We start from the raw sequence: 24014 nt of genomic DNA, 5'->3' as shown, positions 1-24014 counted from the left end.
TGGTCTCCCCGGAGCCGGGGTGCCTCATTCATCGAGGAAGACCCTCCCGTCGAGGTTGTTCGCCGCGAGCCGCCGTACGATCGCGTCGATCGGCACGGCCTGGTTGAACAGCGGCACCGAGCGCGGATCGCGGGCGTGATGCAGGGCGACGAGCCTCATCCGCGCATCGAAACAGGGCGAGCCGGACGAGCCGTAGTCGGTGGCGACGCCGTGCCGCAGCCGCGTGCCGTTCGCGTTCACCTCGAACGCCTGCTGAAACGCCAGCTGCAACGGCCGATCGGCCGGATACTGAAGAATGAGCAGCGGCCCGCCGGGCCCGGGCGGCGCGGCCAGGTCCGAGCGGGTGAACCAGCCTCGCGGGACCGACTGCAGCGGTGACCGGCGCGTACCGACCGGCTCGGCGAGGCGCAGGACGGCATAGTCGAGCTGGGCCGGATCGGCCGGTGCCGTCGGCTGCCGCAGGTCGAGATCGATCGGACTCGGCGGGCTCGCGTCGAGCAGCCAGTCGGTGGCGAGGGTGTACTGGGCGCCCTTCTCCGGCCGGCCGCCACCGACTCGTTGCACCACGTCGAAGCTCACCCGGGCCCGCGACGCGTACGCCGGCCGATCCACCAGCGATTGGACGACGTGCTGGTTGGTCAGCAAGAGATCCGGCCCGACCAGGAACGCCGTGCCGGCCATCGTGCCGTTCGTTCCGGGCACCTCGATGCGCGCCACCCGGGCGGCGACCCGGCTCAAGTTCGCGTACCAGTCGCCGAAGTCGACGGTTTCGTCAGCCGTGCGGAGCATCGCCTCCAACGACGTACGCGATTCCTGGCGCACCGGCTCCACGAACAGCTCGGCCGCCACCGCCGCCAGCAGATGGTTGCCGGGGTTGACCGCCCGGGCGGCGAGAACGAGGTCGGCGAGCCGCCCGCGTCGATCCAGTTCGGTCGTCAGATCGAAGACCATGGTGGTCAGATCACCGGCCGTGGTGATGTGCTCCAGAGTGATGCCCAGACCGTAGGTGCAGATCCGACGGAGCCCGCTCAGGTTCACACTGTCCAGCAGCGCCTCATTGATCCGCTGAAGCAGCGGTCCGTCAGTTCCCATGGCCGGTCCTCATTCGCCGGCTCTCGGCAACGGCCGCAGCGTCACATAGCCGCGGGCGCCACGCTGGTCGACCTCGGCCATGGGCAGCTGCGGCAACGGCGTACGCGGCTGGGGTGGAGTCAGCTGGATCTGGCCGCGGCCGCTCAGTGCCAGCCGCCACTCCTCGATGTCCGGGCGCGCGGTCCGATCGGCCGTCGCGGCTTTGGCAAAGGTCTTGACCACCGTCGCGGCGATCTCGTCCGGAATTCCGGACAGCAGGGTGAGTTCCGCGCCGGGCCGCACATAGGCCTCCCGAGCCAGGACACGCCCGACGAAGAGGGCGGTCTTGTACCGGTCAGACTCGATGTCCGCGACGCCAGGCTTGCCGGCAGGATCGTCCCAGTCCGTCGTGTTCGCCTGCGGCAGGACGGGCGGCATGGTCAGCCGGCGAGACGAGTCGCAGTCGAGCACGAAGATGCCGGCGGGCTCGTCGCCCCCGCACCACAGGACATTGCGCATCGAGATGTCACCCAGCACCACGCCGTGCCGATGCAGGATCGCCATGAGGTCGACGAAGAGCCGTGCGATGGCTATCCGATCATCCGCATCCGCCGGCTGGATGTCGCCCCAGATCGGCTTCGGCTCGTAGAGCAGGTATTGCAGCTCCCGCAGCCGCCGGCCGCCGGTGATCGTGGCGGCCGTGAACCGTTCCGGGGCCCGCGGCATGAGAAAACCCACGACCCGGCCACCCTCGATCGTGGCGCACTCCGGCCACGCGGTCGTGTTCAGCAGCAGGCTCCGCTCGTGCTCCGGCAGCCCGCTCGGGAACCTGACCAGGTCCTCGAGCGCGGGTCCGTTGACGTTCGGCAGGAAGTACCGCTTGAACACCTGGTCGGGCGAGTTGCTCAACTCCCAGATCTCACCTTGCCCGCCGCGGTCGAGGAGATCCCCCACCACGAGCTGGTCCACCCCGACGCGGCCGTTGATCGTCATGTCACCGAACCCACACACAGACGGCCGTGCGATCGTCCCCATAGGACTGCGCACGGAAACTGAGCTGCCAGAAGTACGCGGGCAGGCCCGGTACACCGGGCTCGCCCCACCATTCGGCAAGCTGGCGACGGACGGCCGGCGTACGCATGGTGTTGCCGAGGCCGTCGGTGCACAGCAGCACCATGTCACCGGCACACAGCTCGGCCACTCGCACCGACACCCGACCGATCTGGGTCGGCAGGGCGTTGGTGCCGCTGCTGGCGATCTCCTCCTGCTCGACCGTGAAGACCGGCTGGAAATCCCGCGCCCGCAGCACGTAGGCCGGGCTGTCGCCGACGGCGAACATCACCGCTCGGCGTACCGGCGCGGCCGGGCCGAACAGGCAGCCGACGAGCGTCGTCGACAGCTGCTTCTTGTTCAGGTCACGACTGTCGGCCTCCATCGCCAGCCGGCCCGCCACCTTGTCCATGAGCTCCTGGCAGTTGTCCTGCAGCCGGTTCTCCCGCGCGGGATCGAGCATCGCCTCCGCGTAGCCGCCGATCTCCTCGGCGAGCAGGCGGCAGGCCGCGGCCGACCCGATGTGCGACCACGTCTCACTACCGACACCATCGGCCACGGCGGCCATGAAGACCGGGCCGCCCGGTACGGGCGTCATGGCGTACAGGCCGAAGGAGTCCTGCCGGGTCTCGGCATAGTGCCGGTGGTCGTCGCCCCGCAGTGACGCGGCGCGCACGATGAGCCCGTCGACCTCACCTCCATCCACAATGGAGTCAGGTACCCGCTCACCGATCTCGGGAAAGGCTCTGGGCTCGGAACGCAGTTTCGGATTGCCGATGAGCACGACGGGTTCCCCCAGTGGTGACGCCTGCGGGGGCGGCGCGGCCGCCGGCGCCGCGGGCCCCGCAGCCACCGACTGCCGCCGCGCAGCCGGTTCGGGCTCGATCTTCCCGCCGGCGGCCAGGCTCAGTACGCCCCGCGGTGCCTCGCGTTCCGGATCGCCGACCGGTTGGTGCGGCCGCGCCGGGGGTTCAGGCGAGGGCCGGGTGTCGACCAGCTGGGGAATCTGGGGCAGCCCGGGAAGCACCGGCTGCGGTGCCGTCGGGAGCGGGGGCAACTCGGGCCGGGTGTCGATCACCTGGGCCTTCAGCTGCTGTCGCACCATCGGCGATTCCCCGGCGTGCGGATTGTCCGGCGCCGGCCCCTGTTCGGCGGCGGCGGTGGGAACTCCGGACGGATCCGCCGCGGGCGGCGTGGTGCCGGTCTCGGCTTGCGGCATGCTCGGTCTCCTCAGAATCAGCCGGATCAAGCCGATCACACCTGGTCCGCCTCTATCGTGGTGAAGCCCGGCACGTTGTCCGGCATGACCAGCGTCGCGCCACCGGCCTGCTCCGCGGCCGAGGAGGTGCCGGAGTTGACGATCGATCGGATCAGCGACTTGGCGAACTCGCGGAGCGCCGCCGCCGGGCCGAGCGTTCCGTTGGCGATGAACGCCTTGGTCGTGGCGACCTGCTGGATGGTCTGCGTGTCGGCCTGTCCGAAGCCGAAGGCGAGGATGTTCGGGTGCGGCCGCCAGACCGGGTCGACCAGCGCCTGGTAGGACTGGTGCCAGTCGTCGTTGGGCAGGCCGTCGGAGAGGAAGAACACCGCCGGCCGGTACACCTGGTGGCCCTGGGACTTCAGCGCGTTCACGTCGTTGTTGATCGTCTCGCGCAGCTTGTCGAACGCCTGGCTGTAGTTCGTACCACCGGACGCCTTCAGCATGGGCATCTGGGTGACCGTGCTCAAGTCCGACAGCGGAAGCAGGATCTCCGCCTTCGACGAGAAGCCGATCAGGCAGAACCGGGTCTTGTCCGTGACCACCGGATTGCTGCCGATCTCGTAGTGAAGCTCGGGCAGCGACTGGTTGATCGCGTCGACGGGAGCGCCGGACATCGAGCCCGACTCGTCGCAGACCAGATAGAAGGGCAGGACTTGCTGGCTCACGGGGGTCCTCCTCGGTACGGGTGGCAGGCTGGGTGGTGCTTCAGTCGATCCGCGCGGCGGGCTGGTCGGCGATGGGCAGGTCCGCTCGGGGCGGCGGCTGCGGGCTGGTGAGCGGCGGCCGGGTCGCGGGAGCGGCGGGCGGCTGCGCCGGAGCCGGAGGCGGGGCAGCGGGATATGCCCGAGTACCGCTCAACAGCGGCGGTGCGGGCGTGCTGGACGACACGGTGGAGGGCTGGCTGCCCGAAACCGGCTCGACGGCGGGCACGGACGCCGACGGCGGAGGTGCCGCCGGTGCGGGCGTCGGCTGCGGGACCGGCTGGCCGGACGCGGCGGCCGGGGTGAACCGGGCCGGTGTCATGTCCACCACCGGAGCCGACCGCTGCGTCGGAATCCGGCCGTTGAACACCCACTCGTACGCCATTCCGCGTACCACTGTGCGTACGTCGGGAGGCAGCAGCCGCTCCTCGGCACCAGCCCGCAGCCGCAGCAGCCGGCTGCCGTTCCGGCGGACTATCCGGACGTGGAGGGGCTGGCGGTCATGCGTCTCCTGCGTCGGCAGGACAGCGGACCGGCCCCGACCGGCCAGCGAGACGAGCGTCGGAGCGGCGACTCCTGGCGCGTTCACCGCGAGCACCTGGCCGAGCTGCGGACGCCGGTAGTTCGCGTATGCGGCCAGCGCGGCGAGCAGGACCAGGATGAGCAGCACGATGTTGTAGAACCACGGCCGGCCGATCTCCGCGCGGGCACCGATCGACGACGACTCCCCGGTGAGCTTCGGCGCGTACGCGATCCCCAGGTCGTCCTGAAGTGTCGCCGACCACGGCGAAGCGACGGTGGCATGCAGTGTGAGCTTTGTCGACGCGTCGAAGGAGGAGTGGTAGGCCCAACCTCGCCCCGGCACCTTCCACGTGACCCGCAGCGGAAGATCGGCGCTGCCTCCTGCCGGCACGTGGAGCTCGTGGACGGCCGGGGTCACCGTGAACGTGCCGTCCGAGCTGTCGACGGCGAGGTCGGTGAGGCTGAGCGGGATCTTGCTCGTTCCCGAGTGGACGGTCGCGGTGACGGTGCTCGTGTCCCCGGTGATCGGCGAACCCGCCGGCCAGCTCACGGAGGCACCCTGGGCGAGATCGGCCGCGAGGGCGGCGCGCAACTTGTCCTTCAGAACCCGGTCCTTCGGCCCTTCCAGCAGGCGTGTCACGTCGTCGATGGAACGCGCCGGCAGGTCTATCGGATGCGGGAACACCTTGCCGAGCAGAGCGGCCCCCTTCGCCCCGGCGATCGGCAGGTCGTACGCGGACAGGGAGGTCTTGTGCAGCTGGGCCACCTCGTTGTGCAGCGTCTGCCAGGCGTACCCGCCGGTGAAGCGGTAGGCGCTGCCCGACTGCGGCTTGTGCTCCCCGTCGGTGACCAGGACCACGCTGGCGATGGCCGGAGTGCCCTTGGACTTCAGCGCGCCGACCGCTGCCTCGATCGCCTTGCCGATGTCGGTGCCCTGCCCGTCGGCCTGGGCCGGCAGCTTGGCGATCAGCGCGTCCGGGGAGCGCCCGACCTTGCCTTGATACGCGATACGGGCACTCGTGTCGAAGGTGATCAAGGTCAGCTGGTCCTCGGGGGCGAGCGCCGCGAAGAAGGCCCGGAGGCTCTCCTTGAGGCCGCCGTAGCGGTTGTCGAACCGCATCGATGTCGAGGTATCGGCCATGATGACGTACTGGGCAGGCACGTCGCCGACACCGACGGCCCCCACGATGTCGCCGAGCGTGGCCGGGTCCGCGCGGGTGACTGTAGGGGCACCCGCGCCGAGTGCGACCGGCGGACCCGTCACGCTCACCGCCGCGAAGACCGCCACTGCCGCCAGGATGTTGCCGAGCTTCATGGGATGTCTCATGGGATTCCTTCCTCGGTCCGGTGGGTCAGGGCGTCAGCCCCGCGCCCGCCGGCTTTCCTTCGCGACCTGTTCGAGCTTCTTGAGGTAAGCCCGGCGCACCTGGACGAAGTCCTTGAGCCAGGCGTCGAAGGCGGCGGCCCGGGACGCACCGGCACCGCCGCGCAACAGCCAATGCACGGCGTAGAGGGCGACCGAGTCGTCCTGCCAGGCCGGAATCGCATGTACGGCCGCGGCGTCGAGCCATTCGAAGAATTCGAGCGCTTCGACCGGGCTGGCGAATCCGGGCCAGTTCCGGATCGTGTCGAGCATCTGCGACACCGGCACGTGCCGGACGAGCGCCTCGACACAGCATGTCGTGAAGTCCTCCATCGACAGGTCGTCGGCCGCCGCCACGCGCAGCCGCACCAGGAGCATCACGTTGGCGAGTTCAGGCCGCAGCCGGATGAACTCGTCGATGGTGGCCGCGTCGCAGCCGCCGAGGATGTCCGGATCCTGCACCGCGCCCCAGGCGATCCGGCGCCGGATCGCATCGGCGGCTTCCGGGTCCGTGAGATTGCGGCACAGTTCCGTCAGGCGCGTCACCCGCTCTCGGGTCAGCGCACCGACACTGGCGTCGATGAACCCGGTCGCCAGCCGCTCCCGCAGATCGGTCAGCAGCACACGTTCGAGCTTTTGGTTGATCTCGGCGTAGTAGTCGGCCACCGCGGCGTACGCGCGCCCGTCCCAGGGCGTGCTGCCGGCCAGGCCGCCGACCGCGAAGACGAGCAGGTCGAGGGCGGCGTGGGGACGATCGTCCAGCCTGGACAGACCGAGGGCGAGCGCTTTGAACCGCGCCTTGACGGCGGCGTCGTCCGCCTTGAGCTGGTTGAGCAGCACCGACCAGGCGTTGTCGCAGGTGAGGAAGGTGCCGGGGGTACCGGCCGCATCGGCCGCGGCCAGCAGCGCGAGCATCATCCAGCGCCCGCCGTGCGCGTCCGGCAGGATCTGCTCCTTGGTCAGAACAGGTCGGCCGGCACGCATCGCCACGAACGCCTCTGCCCACTGTGGACGTTCGGTCGCCGTGTCGCCGAACAAGAGGTCCAGCCAGGGTCGCGCGTACGCTGCCCGGGTCGGCAGAAGTTCAAGGACCAGCAGAGCGGTGATCTCCGGTGCCGTCAGCAGCGCCCAGCGCAGCTCTTCACCGGGTGCGAACATGTTCATCTCGGCCAGGAACGCGGCGACATGGTGGCGCTCGTCGAGGCTGCCGACGCTCGCCCGGTCGATGAGCTCGCACAACACCGAAACGCTCTCGCCGTACGCGTCGGCGGTCCGCCAGAGCGAAACCGTCTGCCGCGGATTGGCGCAGGCCAGCATCGACTGGAGGATCGCCTCGCGGACAGCCGGGACGGGCCAGTGCCGGTCGAGCGCGCGTACCTGGTCGCCGAGGGCCTTGCCGGCGACCTCGCGGACCAGCCGGTCGACCACCTCCGGTTCGGCCCTGGCGAGGTCGGTCTCGGGGGCGTTCAGCAGGGCCACGACATCGCTGATCTTCGCGGTGCCCATCAGCATGTCCTGGTGCACCGCGAACGGCCGGTCCAACCCTTCCAGGCTCCGCAGGACCTGGCCCGGGTCAGCCCAATCGTAGGAACGCCGGTCCCGCCAGAGCGCCTCGACCACGCCCTGGGTACCGATGCTCTTGAGCAGGCGGGAACAGCGGTAGGCGTACTCGATGGCGGCCAGGCCCCGGTGCGCACCGACAGGTTCGCCGAAGCGCACCAGCTGCTGGCCCTCACTCGCCTGGGCGGCGAAGGCCAGCCGAAGCCCGTCACCGGGGTGCGCCGACCAGGTACCGGCCGACAGCCGGGCGCGCAGCCCGTACGGCAGCAGTGTGGCGACCGCGTCCAGCACCTGGAGGCGGTCCTCGGCAGTCTGCCTGCGGGCGTCCGGCACGATGCGCACCGGGCCGTCGAGGAGGGCCGCCGCCACTCCGGCGAGCCAGATCGGATCGAGGGCCTCCACTGTCGCCAGCATCCCGGCCGGGTCCGGTTCGGACAGCGTCACCTGGGCCGCGCGGGAACCGTCGGCGGGCAGGGTCGCGAGCGCGGTGTAAAGCCCTGCCAGGTCCGCTCCGGCGGCGGCGAGGTCCGGCCACGGAACGTCGAGATAGCGGGTGAACATCACCGGCCGGCCGACACCGTCGCGGTAGTCGGCGTCCGGCCAGTACACGATGGCCGCGCTGACCCGGTTCTCCGCTTCCCACGGCCCCACCAGCAGCCAGGGCAGCGCGTCCACGCGCCCCTCGGAAGCCGAGCTGGGGTCGGCCCGGACCATGTCACTGATGCGCGCCGCATAGGTCGACCGGGCCGCCGCCCCGGCGTCGCACGCCATGATCTGGTAGTCGTCGGCCGACCCTTGCGGCTTGCCGCGCAGAGCCCAGCGAACGGCGACGGTCCGCGCCTGTGACATCACCACGCCCCCGTGCTGATCTTGCTTTCCAGGGCGGCGAGCGGCTCCAGAACGTTGATCGGGCGAAGCCGTCCGCGTACGCGGGGCAACCCGTCGACGATGCGGACGTTCCAGCAGTCGTGCAGGTCGATCTCCTTGCCGGGCTCGGTGTAGAAGCCCACCGACGAGGTGCAGAAGACGCGTACGGCGTCGGGCTGAAAGGAGGCTCGCATCAGGCCGAGGAACTGAGACGGCGCCGAGTCCTGAGCGTGCCGCTCGGCGAATCCGCAGAACCACTCGAAGTACTCGTTCGTGCGATCGGCGGGCACGTGCGGCTGTCCGTCGGCGTCCACGTCGATCAGCCCCGCGTGGTACGCGTGCCCGAAGATCTTCGGGTCGTCGTACTTGGTGACGCAGACCGCCAGCTTGTGCGGCAGCCGTCCGTTCGGGGCGAGCCGGCCCAGCTGTCCGAGGCGCATGCCCAGGGTCTGCACCAGACCGCTGAAGTACTGCCAGTTGGACCGGACCTGCACGTCGCCGCGGTCGAGCTCGCGGATCGGGTCGAAGATGAAGATCAGGGCACTGGCGTCGGCGAGCCGCTTGAGGCCCTCCTCAGTGATCTTGAAGCTGGCGTCGTCGTCCATGAGGAAGGCGCTGCCGGGCCGGTCCTCCACGTCGATGACGAAGCTGATCGGCCGCGCGGTCGGCGTACGCCGGAACCGCCCGGTTCTCGCCGGCGCCGTACTCCCGTCGATCCGCCACTGGTATTGACTGGTGACCGTGGTGCTCTGCGGGAACATGCGGCCACTGATCACCTCGGCCTCGCGCTCGCGCAGGAACTTGAGCGATGCCTCGTCGCGCGCGGTCAACGTCCACTGGTCGCCACCGAGGTTGGCGTTCTGGATCGCGGTGTTCAAGGTAGCCAGGAAGGTCGTCTTGCCGCCGCCGGTGGCACCGCACAGCCCGATGCTGATGGGCGGCGGGCCGGGTGGCACGGCGGGCGCCGGCGCCGCGGACGGCCGCGCCGAGGACGGCGGTCTCGGCACCGCCGGCGCTGGACCGGCGACGACCGGAGCGGCCGAGTTGGAAGACGCCAGGCGCGACGACACGGGCGGGGGCTGGAGGCTCATGAGGTCCTCTCCGGATGGTTCCGACTGGGGGAAGTCGCGACCGCGTACGCGAACGGGGTCGACGGCGTGACATACGCGACCTGCACCGCGTGCAGGATGTCGGCGATCTCGGTGTCCTGCTGTGCGAAGGAGGCGTGCGCGCCGAGCGCCTGCCACGCCTCGTGCAGCCGTACCCAGGCGACGTCATCGGTGGTGCGCGGGGCAGGCCACTCCGGCTGACCGAGCACTCCGATCATGCGTACGCCACGCGCCGCGAGATGGTTGTACGCCGCAACCCAGTCCAGCCCTTTGCGACACGCGTTGGTGTAGGCCGGCAGCTGGTCCCGCAGGTAGGGGGGCCGAGATCCGAACGTCACGAGGAAGCGGTGCGCCTCGTCACGCCAGGCCAGCTCGGCGGCGTCCGCGAGGGCTTCCTCCACGCAGGCGGCGTAATCATCCACATTGGATCGCGTACGCCAGGCCGCCAGCGCACGCTTGGCCAGGGCCGGGGCGGTGAGTGGCTGAACATGGGTCTCCGGTTCCCGGCGTAGGTCACCATGCTGGAAGTAGCCGATCGCACCGACCCTGATCAGCTCGGGATCCCACACCTCACTCGCGATCGCGTCCACCGTCGCGCGGACCAGATCGAGCCGGGCCTCGGCGGCAGGACCGTCGACCAGCTCTACCGCGAAGACGACGTCGATCGGACCACCGACCAGGCGGCGTGGCATGCGGTGCAACAGTTCCAGCCACGTCGACGAAGGCCCGCTCACGACCGGCACACCGTCGAGCGCGAACTGGGCGCGGTCGTTGAGGGAGACCCGGATGCGGCTACGCCGTCCCCGCGGGACATCGGCCAGCATCAGCTCGACCATCTCCCAGTCCGCGGGCTCCGTCACCGCGGTCGGGCGGATGACGAACGGCAACGCCACCGGCCCTGTCGGGCCCACCGGCGCGTAGATCTCCACCTCGTTGACCGCCGTGCTCTTCTCACCGGGCCGTAGGACGGTCGCCATCTCCAGCTGGAGCACACCGTCGTCACCGGGCCGGATCAGGACCAGTTCATGGCGTACGCCGACCGGGGCCTGGCGTACCAGGCTGTCCACGAGAGCGGCCGCGCTGTCATCGGGGCCGGTCAGGGGATGCTTGAGGCACGTCGACGCCCGGTAACGGGTGACCGCCTCGGCGCGTACCCGGCTCAACGGCAGCCAGTCCGGGCAGCCGTCGACCACGACGATCGCCCGCCGGGAGGAGATCAACAGGGCGTCGAGGTCCGGCAGTTGGGAGAGGATGTCAGCCACGACGGCGACCGGGTCGGCGGGTTCGTTCGTGCCGATACCCCCCGCCAGCACGAATCGGCGCCGCAGTGGGTCGGTGGGCAGAGCGGCGGTGAGCTCCGCCCACTCCGATCTCGGTCCGGGGTCGGCCATGTGCGCCAGCCGCGAGCCGCTCGCCTCCGCTCGGTGGAGCTCGATTCCGTCGGCGGTGAGGCAGACGAACACGAGTACTTCGAGGTCGCCGGCGACAAGGGCGCTGAGCAGGTTTGCGATCGCACCGAGACTGTGGTCGTAATGCCGGTCAGGCTCCCAGCGCAGGTTCATACCGGCGGCCAGGATGTCCGCCGGCTCGACCGGGTCGTCGCTGCGTACCTCGGCGACCAGGGCCAGCAGGGCGCGCTCGTCACCGGCCGCCGCCCGGTGCGCGGCCCGCAGATCCCACGCCAGCCGAGCCCGGCGGCGGGCATCCTCGGCGCCGGCCAGCGGAGAGTGGCAGACGATGCACTCCGCCCCGGTGCCGGCCGGCCAGCCGCAGATCAGGCAGCGCGCCGTCACGGGCGATCCCGAATTCACAGTCCGGCTCCGATAGTCCACATAGGTCCGAATTTTCGGCTGAACGCCAGCTCCACTGTGTTCTCCAGTAGGTATGCCGCGCGGTGTGCGAGCAGCTGTCGAGGTCCTCGAATAACACAAGCCGCAGTGGTGGGAGCCTATATCTTGATCACGTTGACTCGCGGACTGCTTTTTCTCCACGGCGGTTGACCATCTATGCCCGTATAGACATGCCCGGTCCGCCGTACAGAGTGGCTCCTCGAGAAGCGGTGGGCCATTTTCCTTGGTCTACGATGGCTACTCCGGCAGGTAAGTCCGGCCCACTTGTTCGACACCCGGTTACCAGTGCAATGATCGCGGCCCGCGACACGTTCCTATAGGCCATCTGACGCACAACGGCGATGACACTCGCGGCGCCCGTTCGGATCAGGCGGCAATGGCGAGCAGGCGCCCTTGATCCTTGATGTGGATGGCGAGTCGGCCGGTCGCGACGATGTCGCCGCTGCGCCAGTCCTCCATGATCCGCGCGACCGTACGCCGCGACACCGACAGCAGGCCGGCCAGGTCATCCTGGGACAACGGGAGACCGATGAGAACGCTTCCGTCCGCCTGGGGACTGCCATGGTTGCGGCTGAGATCGATGAGGATGCGGGCAAGCCGCTGCGTGGTGGAGTAGGTGGCGGCGGCCGCCCGGTGCCGGTCGGCCTCGCGGAGCCGTTCGGCCAGACAGCGCTGCAGGACCGCCGCCGCCTCGCGATGTGCACGAATGAAGGTGCTGAACACCTCGGAGCGGAATGTGAGCGCGCGTACCTCGGACAGGACCAGCACCGACGCCGACCGGGTGCCGCCGTCGAGGCTCGCCATCTCGCCGACCACGTCCCCGGCCTGACGCAGGGCGAGAATCGCCTGGTAACCACTCTTGTCGAGGGCGACGACCTTGACGCAGCCGGAAAGGATGACGAAGACGAGCCCCGGCGGGGCGTCCTGTTCGATGATGACGCTCTCCACGGAGAACATCCGCCGCTGCCCGAGCGCCAAGAGCTCCCCACGGTCCTTTTCGGACAGTGAGGGCCAGAATCGGCTGGCTTGGGAGATGCCCACCATGCAGCGATCGTACTCACTGTCTTCAGGCCCGCTGGAAGCCTTCTGGATCCCTGACCGAAAGTGTCGGTGTTCCCCGAACGAGGGTCTCACCGGTCGAAATCGCGCTCTCCGTCACCGATCGCCAGAATGCGGCGAGCCCTGCGCCCAGGTCGGCGTCGGCCGACTGGAAGGCGAAGTCCGGCCGTGTGGCCATCGCCCGTACGGTGACAGGCGTCGTGCCGCCGAGACCGTACGCGACGATGTTGGGCCCGGCCGGCAGCGCCTGCCGATCGGCCAGCCGCGTACGCGGGCCGGACCAGTCCGCCGGTGGCTCGGCGCCCAGGAGGAGGAACACGACCGGCCGCTTGACCGAGTGCCCCTGGCTCTTCAACGTGGCCACGTCTCCTTGCACGCGCCGGAAGAGCTCGCCGAAGCCGGACCCGAAGGACGCCGACGCCCCCGCCACCGGCGGCCACGCCGGTACGGCAGCACCGACTGGGCCGAGCGGGACGACCTCGCGTACCGTGTCCGCGATGCCGAAGACGGCCAGCCGCAGCGTCGCCGCGACGTCGGGCCTCGCGCCGACCTCGCGCAGCAGATCGGTGAGGCCGCCCTGGGCCTGCGGAGCCCACGGCGCGAGCGCGGTCGAGGTGTCCACGAGCACGTAGATCGGCTGTACGTCAGCCGTCGGCGGGGCGGCCGGTGCGGGGACCGGCGGCGCTGCCACCGCCGCGGTGCCCTGATCCGGGGGCGCGACCGGGATCACGGGCGACGCCGCCGTGTCGGCAGTCGAGCCGGGCTGCTGGGGCAACCGCATCTGCATGGGCGCGGTCGACATCGGCGGCCGGGTAGCCGGCCGGGCCTGCGCAGCGGGACCGGCTGAGTTCGCCGGAGCAGGAGCCGCCATCGGAGCGGGAGCCGGTGCCGAGTAGGGGCTGCCGGCCGGACCGCCGGGGCCGGCCGACTGCGCCTGGGGTCCGAGTACCACCGACGGCCGGGCCGCCGGCGTGGCCTGCACACTTCCCTCGATCGTCGGGTAGGGGTCCGGTCCCGCCGGCAGCGCCGCGGGCGCCGACGCGGCGGCCACGGCCCACAGTTGCCGACCGTCGTCGAGCGCCGTGAGGTGCGGTAGCACCTGCTGCAACTGCCCGCGGGTGAGCAGCTTGTTGTCGACCAGGAACTGCAAGACTCGGAGCGAGACCTCGTTGCGGATGTCCTCGCGCTGATGCCGGGCCGCGTCCCGCTCGGCGAGCAGCTGCCACGCGGTCGCCGCGTTGGCGGGATTCTGGGCGACGAAGATCTTGAGCAGCTGCGACTCATCGATGTTCATGCCGCTGAACGTCTCGACGAGCTTGCGCTGGCTCTCCCGGGCGTGACTGTCGTGGATGCTCTGTACTTCGACGGACGCGGCCGCGCTCTGCACGTTCGCCGTATGCGCATGCTGGGCAAGGACTGCCTGCTGCTCGGCGGCGCGGACCGCCTTGGCGTGCTCGCCGTGCTGGTCGTCGACCGACAGACTGGCGACGCAGCGGTAGACGGTCACGCCCTCCATCCTCAGCTCCAAGGGCTGCTCGAAGCTGCGATTGACGGCGAGTTCGGCGTCCCCGACCCGGGTGATCGGATACTGCGCGCAGATCATCCGCATCTTCTCCATCACCCGGCTGGTGACGAGGCTGTGGGCGCCGGCCGGCTGGCCGTAGCGAACGAACGCCGCCGGGTCGGAGATCCGGAATCCTATATGGACGAATCCGCCGAAGTCGAACACCTGCTCCGAACTCTTGAGCGTTCCCGGATTGACGCGCATGTGCGCCTCACGTGGCGACACGTCCACGTCGTACCGGTACTTCAGCCCGCGCCCGACCCGGTCGGTCACACCGGCGACGCGACCGCCGCCGAGGTCGATCACGTGACCATCGACCGTGGAGTAGACGACGTAGATGTGCGGGGGCTTCTCCACCTTCGACAAAGCCAGCTGCTGTACCGGCGTACGGACGAACAGCTCCGGGGCCTGCGGATTCATCATCACCTCTGAGAGATCAACTTGTCACGGACGGCCGCCGCCGCCGCGTTCGAAGGGGTAAGAGTGCCGTCCGTGATCCAGGTCTCGACCAGAGTCAGCAGGTGCTGGTGCAGTCCCAGATCGTCGAAGCAGATCTGGGACGCGAGCGTCGCCAGCGGGCTCCAGGCCCGCTGGTCGTCGGCGACCTGCCGTAGCCACTGGGCCAGGACGAGGTCCGCCTGCTCGGGGAAGTAGCGGGTCGTCGACATCGCGTAGTGCCAGATGCGCGCTATGCCGAAGCCGAGTGCCGGCTTCTCCGCGGCCAGGTGCAACAGCATCGGCCACGAGAAGGCGTCCGCCGCGCCCTCTGCCCTGGGCACCTCGACCACGAGGCTGGTGGCCAGGATCAAGAAGGCCAGGTGGGCGGTTGCCGCGAGATCCTCGTTGTCCGCGTCCTCGTCCAGCCAGGACAGCACGTTGGCGAGAATCGGCTCGGCCCGCTCGGGCCGGTCCAGCAACAGCTCCGCGAGACTCTCCCCGACTGCGAGGGCGACGCGGATGTCGTCGATCTCGGCCAGCCGGCGCAACGCGCTCAGCGACTCGTCAGGCTCGTCACGCCCGAGTGTGACGCCGTAGATGCGGGCGGCGGTCGCCTGGGCGAGCCGATCGACCTCGAAGTCGTCATCGGTCAGGTCGGTCGCCTCGGTCATGGCCGCCGCATCGGCCCAGGTAGCGGCCAATTTGCGGACGTGCGGGCGCAACCGGGGATCACTCGCCGGCACATGCAGGGCGTGCGCGACAGCCGAGCGGGCATACATCGATTTACTGAGTGCCCACGTCTCCAGCGCCGTCTCGCAGAGGTAGTCGAAGGACTCCGCGGTCAGGATGCCGATCGCCGTCGCCGCCCATACGCGTACCGGCTCGGCCGGGTGGACCGCGAGCTCCCGCAGCCAGTCCAGCAACTGCGCCTGGGCCGCGTACTGGGACCACGCCCGCTGAATGATCTGCGGCGCGTAGGCCGGATTCCGGTAGCGGATCACGTCGGCCGGCGCCATGCCGTACTCGCCGCGTACGTCCTTGCGTTCGACGATCGCGTGCAACCGGGTCAGCCGCTCGCGCCGCGAGATCTGGAAGGTGTCGGCCGGGGCCCGGACCGCGATCTCATTGCCTTCCGAGCCCGCGTTGAGCACCGTGATCGGCGGCATGACCCGCCGCCGCAACGACCGCGCCGCGTCGACCACGTACTCGTAAGGCAGGTCGTTGAGGACCGCCAAGGCGATGGCGAATACCTGCGACTCACGATCGAGCTGGTCGAACCAGATCTCGAAGGCGGTACGCGTACGTTCGTCGACCCGGGCGCGTACCGATTCATAGTCGTAGCCATTGTCCGAACGAGCCTCGAAGATCCATTGGGCGAGATCGGCCGCATGTCGCAGCGGTGCGTCGTCGGCGACGAAGTCGGCCATCATCGACTGCACGACGGTGGTGGCGGCGGCGGACTCCTCGGCGAGGCGCCACGACAGGTGACGCCTGAGTACGTCCATCGCGCTCGGCCCGGGCGGCAGCTGAATCTGGATCTCCAGCAGCTCGACCGTGATGCGCTCGGGCGGAAGGATCAGAATCAACCGGGCCCCCGCGTGGCTCAACTGCACACCCAGCGAATCCAGTTCACGCATGTCCACCACGCCGCTGTCCGCCGGCATGTAGATGTAGCCCGTGCCCTCGACGACGTTGTCCTTGAGATCCTTCACCGCGCGTACGACGCGGATCGTGGCGTGTTCCATCAGCTGGAGTACGCGCACCGCGCGAGCCAGCCGCCCACGGCCCGGTTGGTCGCAGACGACCAGGGTGGGCACGGCGCCCAGCTGTTCCACCGCGGTGATGAGGTCTTTCTCGTCGCCGACGAACGCCTCCTTGACCGAGAGGTAGACGGCGTCGGGCAAGCGGCCGGGCAGCAGGGTCTGCTCCGTCGCCATGTTGACTTGGAGGCCGATCAGATCGCCCTCGGCGTGCACTCCGGCGGCGGCGTAGATGCCGAGGCGGTCGACGCTCAGGCTGCGCTGTGCCGCCTGGCTCATCTGCTGCCGCGCGGAGACGCTGCCCGTGTCGTGCAGCGTCTTGGCGACGTACGTCGTCTTCCCGGCCCGGCTCGGCCCCGCATCAGCCTGCGCACCGGTCTGCGGCGCGCCCGTCGCCTGCGGGTTGTCCGGAGTCGCAGGTGGCCCTGCCTGGTCCCCGCCACCAGGCGAGGGGGGCGGCTGCGCGCCTGGAACGTCGGCGGGCTGTGTCACCCTCCCATCCCTCCTTCGACGATGCCGATGAGGTTGTGCTGCACGCTCAGCGGACCGGTGACCACGTTGCCGATGCGCTCGGCGTGAATTTCCGTGCTGGTTCGCGGCGCGACGCCCGTCGCACCGGCGGCGTTCTCACCACCGGCTCCCGTGTCTGTGCCCGGAGCTTCCGGAGCATTCGCCCCCGGCGGACTTCCCGGATCGAGACGCTGGGCCGAAGCCGGGCCGGGCGGAGTCCAGACCCAGGCCGGCTGGTCCGTCTTCTTGGCGACGGCACGGGCCGGCCGATAGTCGGCCGCCGGTATGGAGGGGTGGCCCTGCATGATGACATCTCGATGAAGTTCGTCGCCGACAATGACCACCAGCTTGGACTCCGGATGGGTCTCAAGGGCATTCCGTGCGGCATCCGAATCACAGAGCCGGGTGGCGGCGTTGATCGCCGATCCGACCCAGCCCCGGCTGTCCTGCCAGATGTATCCATGGTGGACCGCGAGGCGCAGCCGCATGGCATGACTCTCGTTACGCGACTCGGCGTACGCGTTCAGTCCGAGGCTGAGCTGGTAGACGAAGTCGCCAAGGATCTCCACCGGACCCGGCTTGCGCGCGAAGATCAGAACCGCGTCACCGCGGTCCTCGTGGGTCCAGCCGGCCCAATCGACATGCGCGTTGTCAGCGGCCTCGCGTAGCACCTCCACCAGCGCATCCCGCAGCTTGGCCTGCACCACGTCCAGTCTGCTGCTGTAGTCCTCGATGTCCGCGAGAAGCACGAGAGCGCACTCGGGCTTGGGTGCCATATGGGAAGCCTTTCGCATGAGGCCATGCGCCTGTCGCAGGCCGATACCCCGGTTTACCTGTCGCCCGGCCAGGCTGTGAAGGACAGATGGCGTACAACGCCGACCCGACACGCCCGCATGCCCGACGAGCAATTCACGATCGGCCGCCATCGTATCGACGAGGCTACGCTGGGCAATATCGTTGAATGGGTCGGTGCGACGGTCGCGTTTGGACCGGGCAGTACGCCGTACGGCTGCCGAATGCGACGTTGATACGTCAGCAATGAGCCTGTCGAGGACACCGCCCGCGATTCAAAGGTACGATCCGGGCAGAGGGAATCCGTTCGGCTGATTCCTCGGGAAGATCGTCGACCACTCGCGTACGACTGGACATCGACCGGCCGGCAATAGGCATCAGTCGATACATCGACGTCTCATTGATGTGGTGCCGCAAATCGCGACGGTCCAACGACCGCCACCCGAAGTGACACCCTCCTGCGAGGTTGCTACACGCGCTGCGCGAAGCGCTCTCCGGCTGGTTCGGCACGCCCTGAACCGAAGATCCGACCCCCCTGCCGGGTGACCGAACAGAACTGGCCCCGCCTAGGTTCAGGTAGGCGTTCGTCGAGGAAGGCGAGTGGCATCGCCCCATCGAGACCGCCAGGAAACTCGCTGAGCAAGGACCTGAAAGACGACGACCCCGGATCGCACTGCCCACCATCGACGAAGAAAGAACCCGACTGTGCTGAGAATTCGTACCGCCCGTCCCGACGAGCTACCCGCGCTGACGACCTGTCCGGACGACGACGAACGCAACGCGGCGACCGCTGCGTACCTGTCCCGACTGCTGGAGAACGGCTGCACAAGACCCGAGTGGTGCCTGGTCGCCGAGCGCGACGGCCGGTTGACCGGCAACGTCGTGCTGTGGACGATGCCCGGCCGCACGGTGCCGATGGACATCGTGCTGGTGGAACCCGGCACCCCGGACACCGGCGAGGCGCTGCTGGCGTACGCCGCCGAGCTTGCCCGCGAGTTGGGCGCACAGACCCAGGGACACGTCCTGGACGGCCCCGCCCAGGCTCCCCAGTTCCAACGGGATCCACAGCTACGCGAGAAGCTGCTCGCCGACGCCGGGTTCACCCTCGCTCGCGACGGCCGCAGGTTCCTATGGACCGCAGGCGACCCGATGCCGGTACAGGACGAGCGACTGCACTGGCGGTCCTTGGCAGACGTGGGTGAGACGCCGTTCGTGGAGCTGTTCGCCGACGCCCTCACCGACACTCAGGACTCGATCTTCCAGGCGGAGATCGCCCAGCACGGCCTGCGCGGCGCGGCCGAACGCAACATCGCCGACATGCTCGAGATGGACCACCAGCCCGGCTGGTACGAGATCGGCTACGACGCGGCGGACACGCCCGTGGCGATCAGCATGCCGGCGCGTACACCCGCCTCGGCGGTCATCGGCCTCGTCGCCGTCGCGAGGATCGGCCGCGGTCAGGGCTACGCCACCAGCGTGGTCGCCCGAGGCACCCAGGTACTCGTCGACGCTGGGGCCGAGGAGATCCGCGGCGACTGCGACGCCGGCAACATCGGCATGTTCAAAGCGTTCCAGCGCGCGGAATACCACAACTTCGCCCACCGGAAGATGTTCACCCGCTCGCTGTGAGCAGATCGGGTTGATCTCTTCCAGGGGCCGGGTCTGCCACGCCTTGACCCCATCCAGCACGGCGTCAGTGATGTTGGAGATCGTTTTGTGCGACCGTAGCACCGGCCTCCGACCCGGACGCCCCTACACGTGGTCGGCGGTCAGCCGACCACCCAAAAGCAGCGCGATGCGGTCGACCAGCGCGGTGGTGTCGGTCGTGTTCATCGGGCGCGGCCAGAACAGGCAGCGGTCCACGCCGGCGCGCTCGTACGCCGCCACGTCCTCGGGGAGACCGCCGAACAGCGTCACCGGAATCGGCTCGTCCGAACCCGGTTTCCGGACGGTCCGACGGAATTCGGCGATGTCGTCCAGCACACCCGGCCGGAGCATCGGAATCCACTCGTCTCCGTAGGAGATCACTCGCTTGGCCACGTTCGGGCCGTTCCCGGCCACCAGGATCGGTGGATGCGGGCGCCGTATCGGTTTCGGCCACGACGTGACATGTGAGAAGTTCACGAATTTACCGTGGTAGTGCGCGATGTCGTTGGTCCAGATCGCACGCATCGCCTCCACTCGCTCCTGCTGGACCGCCCACCGGTCCTCGGGCGCCACGCCGTGGTTGCGCAGTTCCTGGAAGATCCAGCCGGGGCCGACGCCGAAGTGCATCCGGCCGTCGGATAGCACGTCCAGGGATGCCACGGCCTTGGCCGTGACGAGCGGGTCTCGCTCCGTTACCAGCGCCACGGCGGTGCCGATGTTGAGCGTCGTCGTGGTCTGCGCGGCCGCCGCGAGCGCCACGAACGGATCGAGGCCGTTGCGGAACTCCGGAGCCAGGCCCAGCACGTCGTACCGTTCCGGTGTGATCGCCGGGATGTGGGTGTGGTCGGGGTAGAAAAGCGACTCGAACCCGCGTGACTCGAGCAGCGTGGCGAACTCACCGGGTCGGATCGACTCGCGGGTGGGGAACGCGATGAATCCGAACTTCACGAGTGCCCCCGGACGGTGACCACGACCTTGCCGGTCTGCGCTTCCGACTCCAGATAGCTGTGCGCTTGCACGATTTCGGTCAGGTCGAAGGTACGGTCCACGACCGGGCGCAGCGCTCCGGAGGCCAGGCCCGTGCTGATGAATCGCTCCGCCCGGCGCAGCCGGTGCTGCACGTAGGTGAACTCGAACAGCGTGTAGCTGCGCATCACGAGGGCGCGCATGCCGTCGGTGCCGGGGAATGGGGTGGGCTCGCCGCTGAGCGTGCCGTGGACGATCAGCTGACCGCCGGTGGCCGTGGCCCGCGCCAGTTCGTGGACGCCGGGGCCGGCCACGGCGTCGAACACGAAGTCGGCGCCACGTCCGTCGGTGACCTCGCGCACCGTCTCGACCAGGTCCTCGCCGACGGTCACGACCCGCTCCGCGCCTGCGGCGAGTACGGCGTCGGCCTTGTCCGCCGACCGCACGACGGCGATGGGCACCGCGCCCACCAGGCGGGCGAGCTGGATCGTGGCCAGGCCGACGCTGCTGGTCGCGGCAGTCACCACGACCACGTCGCCCGCGCGGATCCCGCCGATGTCGACCAGCGCGCCGTACGGCGTGAGGTACTGCATCCAGGCGGCGGCGCTGGTCACGGGGTCGACTGAGGCGGGCAGCCGGACGACGGCCGAGGCGGGCACCACGATCTCCTCGCCGTAGGTGCCGTAGTCGTTCTGCGAGAACGCGGGTACAACGCTCACCGGCTGACCGGCGCGGAATCCGGTCACACCCGGTCCGACGCGCACCACCGTTCCCGCCGCTTCATATCCGAGCCCGCACGGTAAATCGCGCGGTTTGTCGATGTAGTGACCACGACGGAAGTTCACCTCCGCCCGATTCAGCCCGATGGCATGCACCCGGAGATGCAGTTCTCCTGGTCGTGGCTCCCGAATCGGTATGTCGTCGAGTTGCAGCACCTCGGGACCGCCGAGTTGGTGGAACCGGACATTGACTGCCATGTGCCAGAGCTTTCCACTTGAATGCTTCGTGCAGGACAAATGAAAGTATGACTTAAATCACTTCCGTGCTGTTGCGGCGCGACCGACGCGCTGACCTGCCACTTTGCACCGCAAGTTGCCTGCGAATGACTGCTCAGCTGGTGCGGGCATAGGTGTTTGCATGATCGCGAATCTTGTGGCGTGATAGTGAGTGCGATCGGCCGTGGCCGATGTCCCTTATGGACGAACGCGACACGGTGCAGAAAGCCCTGCTCCAACGCCTCACATTATGATCATGGGGGGAAGAGCGGGTCGAGCAACCCACCCGGTAGTTGAGGTCGCTGCCCTCAATTGTCAGGTCAGAAGGTCTGTCCAATCAGGAAGAAAGGTGAATATTCGACGACCACACCACGGCACCCACCCACACCGCTTCGCCTGGACCACAACGTCCGACATGACGTGGCCAAAGGCGTGGCACCTCCGGTGACCGCCCCGAACGGCCAACGGCCGCGCGGGTCGCGAGGGAGCACCGCACCGATCCACCTGGCGGCACGTCGGATTCCCGAAGCTGCGTAACGACGCTGCCCCATGCGCGGTATCCGTTCATACCCGCAGCCGCGACATCGACGCAATCGATGAATTCATCCAGCTTCGCCGGGGAATCCCGGCCGCCACAGCCGGCTGACCATCTTCTTAGATCGATGTTTGTCAGTATCGTTCGACACCTGCGCGTCGATGGACTTGTGCACTACCCACCCTTGACCCATGTCTTCGTAATCTAGGGGGATTCGATGACCGGTACTTTGCAGATTGACGTCACGCGCGGCGCTTCACGTGCCCGCACGTGGCTGCGCGACAACGGGCTTCCCTACAGCGACGAGATCCCGCTGGAGGCGTCCGGGATCGAGTTCGCGGACGGCGGCCACTACGGCGTGGAGATCCCCGTCGTCAACAACTTCCGCGTGCTGGAGGCCACCCTGGGCATGCTCCAGGCCGAAGGCCTGCCGGTCACCCGGTTCAACGAGACGCTGGGCGCGATGCTGCTGTCGGACGCCGAGGTGCTCGACATGCTCGCGCTGTGCCGGGAGAACGGCGTCGGCATGGTGTTCGCGCTGGGCCCGCGCCCGGAATACGACCGCAAAGCGGCCTTCTACCGGGGCGGTTTCGGCGCCTCGCAGGGCCGCCGCATCAACAACAACGACGCGCTCGCGCAGACGGCCGAGGAGGCGCTGCGACTGACCGAGATGGGGTGCCGCGGCCTGATCGCCTACGACCTCGGCGTCATCCGGATGCTCAAGGAGATGCGCGACGCCGGTGTGCTGCCCGCCGATTTGATGATCAAGTCGTCGTCGCACTGCATCGTGTCCAACCCGATGACGGCAAAGGTCTACAAGGAGAACGGCGCGGACAGTGTCACCACCATGCATGACCTGGGCCTCGCGGTCCTGCAGGACATGCGCAAGGCGGCCCCGGACCTGACCATCGATCTGCCGACCGACGTCTACGGCAGCAAAGGCGGCTTCATCCGGTTCTACGAGGTCCCCGAACTTGTTCAGATCTGCTCGCCGATGATGCTCAAGATCGGTGCCAGCGCTCAGTCCCACCCGCACGACCCGGTGAACGAGAACACCATCCGCCAGCGCGTACAGCGCGTCGGGCTGTGCCTGGAGTACCTGCGGAAGTCCGGCGTCGAGGCGGAGTACATCAGCGACAAGTCGCCGCACCGCTGTGTGCCGGTCAAGGTCTGAGTGCCGGCGGCACTGGGACACGTCTCGTAACGGTGTGGTCCGTCCGATCGCCACCAGGCCGGACCACACCCCTCTCATCGCACTGAAGGGTAACGCGAAGTATGAATCTCACCTTCGATGGTGAGCTGCCTGAACTCCACAACAGGGGCAGGCGCGCGGGCCGCGTTCTCGTCGAGGAAAGCACAGCCGCCCGGGACCGGCACGCCGAGTGGGACCCCGTGCTGTTCACCGAACTCGCCAAACACGGCGTGCTGGCCATCGCGCTCCCGGCCGTTCACGGCGGCGGCGGCGCCACACCGTTGGAGGCCGTTGCCCTGCTGGAGGGCTTCGGCGAGGGCTCCGGCGACCCCGGACTGGCGCTGTCGGTGACCGCTCACAGCGCGCTGTGCGGCGTACCGATCTCGTTCCTGGGATCGGTCCACCAGCGCGAACGGCTCCTACCCGCGATCGCCTCCGGCGAGCGGGTCGCGGCCGTAGCCCTGGCCGAGACCACCGGCGGCGCACCAGGCGTCCACGCCGTCCGCACCCCGAACGGCTGGCGGCTGGACGGCGCCCTGCACAACACGATCAACGCGCCGGTCGCGGGCACGTTCCTGCTGACCGCCGTGACCGACCACGGTCGACGCACCGCGTTCCTCCTCGATCGTGAGACACCCGGCCTGTCCGTACGCAGCACCGAACCCGCCGTGCTGCGGACCTGCCCCATCGGCGAGGTGGAGCTGGTCGGCTGCGAGGTCGGCCACGACGCGGTGCTCGGCGCGCCCGGCGCGGCGGCACAGCAACTCGTGCCGCTACTCGCCGCCCTGGACCGGACGCTGGTCGCCGCTCCATGGCTGGGGCTGCTGCGCCTCCTGGCCCGGCGTGCAACGGAACTGGCCGCCACGTCCGACCTCGCCCGCTCGCAGTCGGTACGGCTGGCGGTGGTCGATGTGCACACCTCCGCCGAACTCGCCAGCGGCCTGCTCCACCGCGCTGCCTGGGAGTTGGGAACGCTGGCCGAGGTCCCCCGGCAGAACCCGGCCGCCGCCAAGCTGTTCCTCGCCGGTGCCTTGCCCGGCGCGACCCGCCTGGCCGCTGAGCTCGCGGGCGAAGACCCCGACCCGGTGGTGGCCCGGCTGCACCGCGATTGGCCCGCGTTCACCGCAGCCGCCGGCGGGACCGAGGTCCTACGCGCGGCCGTCGCCCACCCACTGCTCGCTCTCACCGCGAACTGAGGAGCA

18 protein-coding genes and 1 pseudogene are annotated in these 24014 nt (G+C 69.1%); 4 read left to right on the top strand and 15 right to left on the bottom strand.

Features of this window, described 5'->3' with window-relative positions; all coding sequences use genetic code 11:
* Positions 1-24 precede the first annotated feature (24 nt).
* The 12 genes from G401_RS0127805 to G401_RS0127750 all read right to left on the bottom strand — a co-directional run bounded on the left by G401_RS0127805 (position 25) and on the right by G401_RS0127750 (position 17461).
* Positions 25-1092, bottom strand: a complete 1068-nt coding sequence (locus G401_RS0127805; RefSeq protein ID WP_027345047.1) for a trypsin-like peptidase domain-containing protein — start codon at positions 1090-1092, stop codon at positions 25-27.
* 9 nt (positions 1093-1101) lie between these two features.
* Entirely contained in the window at positions 1102-2064 is a 963-nt protein-coding gene (locus G401_RS0127800; RefSeq protein ID WP_027345046.1) for a hypothetical protein, read from the bottom strand.
* Between the two features lies 1 nt (position 2065).
* Complete coding sequence (locus G401_RS0127795; RefSeq protein ID WP_027345045.1) at positions 2066-3340, bottom strand: protein phosphatase 2C domain-containing protein; 1275 nt, start codon at positions 3338-3340, stop codon at positions 2066-2068.
* A 35-nt stretch (positions 3341-3375) separates the two neighbouring features.
* A complete protein-coding gene (locus G401_RS0127790) occupies positions 3376-4047 on the bottom strand; it encodes a vWA domain-containing protein (RefSeq protein WP_027345044.1) in 672 nt (223 codons plus the stop codon).
* A 40-nt stretch (positions 4048-4087) separates the two neighbouring features.
* Complete coding sequence (locus G401_RS53435; RefSeq protein ID WP_084557675.1) at positions 4088-5932, bottom strand: vWA domain-containing protein; 1845 nt, start codon at positions 5930-5932, stop codon at positions 4088-4090.
* A 33-nt stretch (positions 5933-5965) separates the two neighbouring features.
* A complete protein-coding gene (locus G401_RS0127780) occupies positions 5966-8377 on the bottom strand; it encodes a hypothetical protein (protein ID WP_157546434.1) in 2412 nt (803 codons plus the stop codon).
* The gene (locus G401_RS0127775; RefSeq protein WP_157546431.1) at positions 8377-9486 is read right to left on the bottom strand and encodes a hypothetical protein; all 1110 of its coding nucleotides are present in this window, start codon (positions 9484-9486) and stop codon (positions 8377-8379) included. The genes G401_RS0127780 and G401_RS0127775 overlap by 1 nt, the downstream gene beginning before the upstream one ends.
* On the bottom strand, positions 9483-11297 hold the full coding sequence (locus G401_RS0127770; RefSeq protein ID WP_027345040.1) for a hypothetical protein: 1815 nt from the start codon (positions 11295-11297) through the stop codon (positions 9483-9485). Before G401_RS0127770 ends, G401_RS0127775 begins: the two co-directional genes overlap by 4 nt.
* Before the next feature lie 423 nt (positions 11298-11720).
* A complete protein-coding gene (locus G401_RS0127765; RefSeq protein WP_034593320.1) occupies positions 11721-12398 on the bottom strand; it encodes a Crp/Fnr family transcriptional regulator in 678 nt (225 codons plus the stop codon).
* A 22-nt stretch (positions 12399-12420) separates the two neighbouring features.
* Positions 12421-14400 (bottom strand): vWA domain-containing protein, encoded by a 1980-nt coding sequence (locus G401_RS53430; protein ID WP_027345038.1) that lies wholly within the window; start codon positions 14398-14400, stop codon positions 12421-12423.
* On the bottom strand, positions 14400-16667 hold the full coding sequence (locus G401_RS0127755) for a hypothetical protein (RefSeq protein ID WP_157546428.1): 2268 nt from the start codon (positions 16665-16667) through the stop codon (positions 14400-14402). The genes G401_RS53430 and G401_RS0127755 overlap by 1 nt, the downstream gene beginning before the upstream one ends.
* On the bottom strand, positions 16664-17461 hold the full coding sequence (locus G401_RS0127750; RefSeq protein WP_157546425.1) for a hypothetical protein: 798 nt from the start codon (positions 17459-17461) through the stop codon (positions 16664-16666). The genes G401_RS0127755 and G401_RS0127750 overlap by 4 nt, the downstream gene beginning before the upstream one ends.
* 24 nt (positions 17462-17485) lie before the next feature.
* On the opposite strand from G401_RS0127750, the gene G401_RS56210 reads away from it, so the two are divergent.
* Together G401_RS56210 and G401_RS0127745 are read left to right on the top strand one after the other, a co-directional pair.
* Positions 17486-17713, top strand: a complete 228-nt coding sequence (locus G401_RS56210) for a hypothetical protein (protein ID WP_157546422.1) — start codon at positions 17486-17488, stop codon at positions 17711-17713.
* 469 nt (positions 17714-18182) lie between these two features.
* Entirely contained in the window at positions 18183-19106 is a 924-nt protein-coding gene (locus G401_RS0127745) for a GNAT family N-acetyltransferase (RefSeq protein ID WP_027345035.1), read from the top strand.
* A 3-nt stretch (positions 19107-19109) separates the two neighbouring features.
* Here the strand turns inward: G401_RS0127745 and G401_RS57265 are convergent.
* From G401_RS57265 to G401_RS0127735, 3 genes and pseudogenes are all read right to left on the bottom strand, one after another.
* Positions 19110-19199, bottom strand: a pseudogene (locus tag G401_RS57265) (transposase); the annotation flags it as partial.
* Positions 19200-19229: 30 nt separating this feature from the next.
* On the bottom strand, positions 19230-20072 hold the full coding sequence (locus tag G401_RS0127740) for a TIGR03619 family F420-dependent LLM class oxidoreductase (RefSeq protein WP_027345034.1): 843 nt from the start codon (positions 20070-20072) through the stop codon (positions 19230-19232).
* Positions 20069-21067 carry a zinc-dependent alcohol dehydrogenase family protein gene (locus G401_RS0127735; protein ID WP_027345033.1) on the bottom strand — a complete coding sequence of 333 codons (999 nt, stop codon included), beginning with the start codon at positions 21065-21067 and terminating at the stop codon, positions 20069-20071. Before G401_RS0127735 ends, G401_RS0127740 begins: the two co-directional genes overlap by 4 nt.
* A gap of 770 nt (positions 21068-21837) precedes the next feature.
* Here G401_RS0127735 and G401_RS0127730 point away from each other — a divergent pair.
* Both G401_RS0127730 and G401_RS53425 read left to right on the top strand, forming a co-directional pair.
* On the top strand, positions 21838-22794 hold the full coding sequence (locus tag G401_RS0127730; RefSeq protein WP_157546419.1) for a U32 family peptidase: 957 nt from the start codon (positions 21838-21840) through the stop codon (positions 22792-22794).
* A gap of 101 nt (positions 22795-22895) precedes the next feature.
* Positions 22896-24008, top strand: coding sequence for an acyl-CoA dehydrogenase family protein (locus G401_RS53425; RefSeq protein WP_027345031.1), 1113 nt, complete (start codon positions 22896-22898; stop codon positions 24006-24008).
* The last annotated feature ends 6 nt before the right edge of the window (positions 24009-24014 follow it).

It is taken from the genome of Hamadaea tsunoensis DSM 44101 (assembly GCF_000428945.1).
In the GTDB taxonomy this organism is placed as follows: Bacteria; Actinomycetota; Actinomycetes; order Mycobacteriales; family Micromonosporaceae; genus Hamadaea; species Hamadaea tsunoensis.
Note: the sequence above shows the minus strand (reverse complement) of the source record. Positions and strands in the feature narration are given on the sequence as shown.